The following is a 2,739-nucleotide window of genomic DNA, read 5'->3' on the forward strand; positions in this document are numbered from 1 at the left end:
CACCCCCGCCGCCAGCGCCGCGCGCGGGTTGCCGGGGGGCAGGGGCTGGCCGAAGACCTCCACACCCCCCTCGTCGGCCACATAGTGACCGAAGAGGATGTTCATCAGCGTCGTCTTCCCCGCGCCGTTTTCCCCAAGCAGCGCCACGACCTCGCCGCGCCGCAAGGTCAGCGACACTCCGTCGTTCGCCTTCAGCGCCCCGAAGGCCTTGGAGATACGGTCGAGGCGGAGGACGACCTCCGCCCCCTCGTCCCGGTTCACGACGACTTCGGCTCGCTGTCGTCGATGGCCACGGTGAAGCTGCCGTCCTTGATCGCGGCCTCCTTCTCGGCGACCTTGGCCATGATCTCGGCAGGGACCTTGCCCTCGAAGGTGCCGAGCGGCGCCAGCGAGCAGCCGCCCGCGGTCATGTAGGAATAGACCCCGTAGTTGTCGGCCTTGAAGGTTCCGCCCTGGATCGCCGCGACGGCGGCATTCAACGTTGGCTCGAAGTGCCACAGCGCCGAGGTGACGACCGTCTCCGGGTAGTCGCCCTGCGTGTCGATGACATTGCCGATGGCCAGCACGCCGCGTTCCTTTGCCGCGTCCGACACGCCGAAGCGTTCCGCATACATCAGGTCCGCCCCGCCATCGATCATCGCGAAGGCGGTCTCCTTCGCCTTGGGCGGGTCGAACCAGGATCCAATGAAGCTGACCTGAAACTTGGCGTCCGGCTTCACCTCGCGCACGCCGGCCATGAAGGCGTTCATCAGCCGGTTGACCTCGGGGATCGGGAAGCCGCCGACCATGCCGATATTTCCCGCGGTCATGCCCCCCGCGACGATGCCGGACAGGTAGGCCGCATCCTGGATGTAGTTGTCGAAGACGCCAAGGTTCGGGCTCGCCGCCTCATCCGGCGGGAAGGAGGAGCCCAGCAGGAAGGCCACGTCCGGATATTCCGCCGCCACCTCGCGCGCTTCGGCCTCGGCCCCGAAAATCTCGCCGACGATCAGCTTGACCCCTGCCTCGCAATATTCGCGCATCACGCGGGGATAGTCGGTGTTCGCCACGTTCTCGGTATAGCTGTAGTCCACCGTTCCCGCGGCCTTCAGCGCCTCGGCTGCGATGTGGATGCGGCTGACCCATTGCTGTTCCACCGGCACCGTGTAGATGCCCGCCATCTTGAGCGGCTCCTGCGCCAGCGCAGCGCGCGGCAGGTTCGCCGCCGCCAGCGCCGCGGCCCCGCCTGCGAGCAGTCCGCGCCGCGATACCGTGAAGGTTCCCGTGGTCATAGCTTGTCCCATCCCTGTTGGTTCTGGCTGATTTTGACCAAGAGGTAAAACCCATTGCCGATTCGGCACAAGCAGCAGTTTGGCGGGGAAGGCAGGACGGCCTTCAATCCCCCGGAAGGCGAATATTTCTGCATATCATGGGCTTGCCGCCTATCCTGAAGGCGGCGCGTGAAGTCCGGAGGCTCAGCGCCCGGCCAGAACCCCGCGGGCGATCCAGTCTTCCACCACCGTGAGAGCGGCCTCGCTGAAGGCCGGGTCGTTGATATGGGCCTCCATCTCCACCAGCCGGACATTCGGCGGGCAGGCGCGGCGCACCTCATTGACAAAGGCCGCCAGCCCCTCGGCATCGCACAGGGGCCCACCCTCCCGGTCCCATTCGTTGCCGCCTCGGGTCGGCAGCAGGAACACCACCTCGCCCTTCGCCTCCGCCAGCTTGCCCATAATCGCGCGCGCCACCTTGCGCCGTCCGTCGGCGTCCAGCACGACGGAGGACAGAAGCCGGTTGTGTGCGTGCCCCGGCAGCCCTTCCAGATGCGAAGGGACCGGGTGCCAGCCGACCAGATCGACCAGATCGTAGCAGCCGATGGAAACGATCTGGGGGATGCCGCGCGCGCCCGCCGAGATCATCCGGTCCGGCCCCGCCGTGATCGCCGAGCCGAAGAGATGGTTCCCCACCTCCTGCGGCGCGAAGTCCAGCACGGCGGCAAAGGCCCCTTCGGCGGCGAGGCTCTCGAAGGCCCGCCCACCCATGCCCGTGGCATGGAACACCGCCACCTCGAACCCGCGCGCCTCAAGCGCCGGTTTCAGGCTGACCATGTAGCGCAGCACCGTCTTGCCGAAGCTGGTCATCCCGATCAGCGGGCGGTCCCTTTGCGGCGGCTCCACCGCCCGCGCGGCGCCCAGGACGGCGCCTGCGGCCTGCGACAGCGAGGCCTTGCAGATCGAGTTCAGCCCGTAAAGCCCCCCAGCCCAAAGGATCATCTGGATATCCGCGGGCAGCCGCTCCGGCGGCAGCATGGGGCTGAAGCTGACGGTGGAGACCACATATTTCGGCACCCCCAGCGGCAGGGCGGAACACAGGTCCAGCGCTAGGTCGGTTCCCATCGTGCCGCCCAGCACGATCACCCCCTGGATGCGCCCCTCGGCATGGGCCGCCGCGGCCAGCCGCGCCGCCCCGGTCGCCATGACCTGCATGGCGGTATTCTCGTCCTCTGCCGCTATGGCTGCGGCGATGCTGGACCCCGCTGCCTCGGCCACCTGGTGCTTGGAGATGTCGCTGGGGGTCGAAGGATCGCCCAAGACCGAGACATCCATGGTCAGGACGCGGCCCCCCTGGCGCAGGATCACGTCGCGCATGTAGCCAAGCTCCGCGTCCTTGGTGTCCCAGGTCCCGGCGACAAGGATGCAGGGCGCGGTCACAGCTGGATCCACGCGGTCTTGAGGTCGGTGTATTTCTCCAGCGCGTGCA

3 protein-coding genes are annotated in these 2,739 nt (G+C 67.5%); all 3 read right to left on the reverse strand.

Annotated elements, in window-relative coordinates:
- The coding region (locus V7Q39_RS20445; RefSeq protein WP_333818446.1) for an ATP-binding cassette domain-containing protein at positions 1-261 on the reverse strand (261 nt) is incomplete at its 3' end.
- Positions 258-1,271, reverse strand: a complete 1,014-nt coding sequence (locus tag V7Q39_RS20450; protein WP_333818448.1) for a BMP family protein — start codon at positions 1,269-1,271, stop codon at positions 258-260. The genes V7Q39_RS20450 and V7Q39_RS20445, both read right to left, overlap by 4 nt.
- Before the next feature lie 183 nt (positions 1,272-1,454).
- Positions 1,455-2,690: a Tm-1-like ATP-binding domain-containing protein gene (locus tag V7Q39_RS20455; protein ID WP_333818449.1), complete on the reverse strand. Its 1,236-nt coding sequence runs from the start codon at positions 2,688-2,690 to the stop codon at positions 1,455-1,457.
- Positions 2,691-2,739 lie beyond the last annotated feature (49 nt).

It is taken from the genome of Tabrizicola sp. (assembly GCF_036781545.1).
Taxonomy (GTDB): Bacteria; Pseudomonadota; Alphaproteobacteria; order Rhodobacterales; family Rhodobacteraceae; genus Tabrizicola.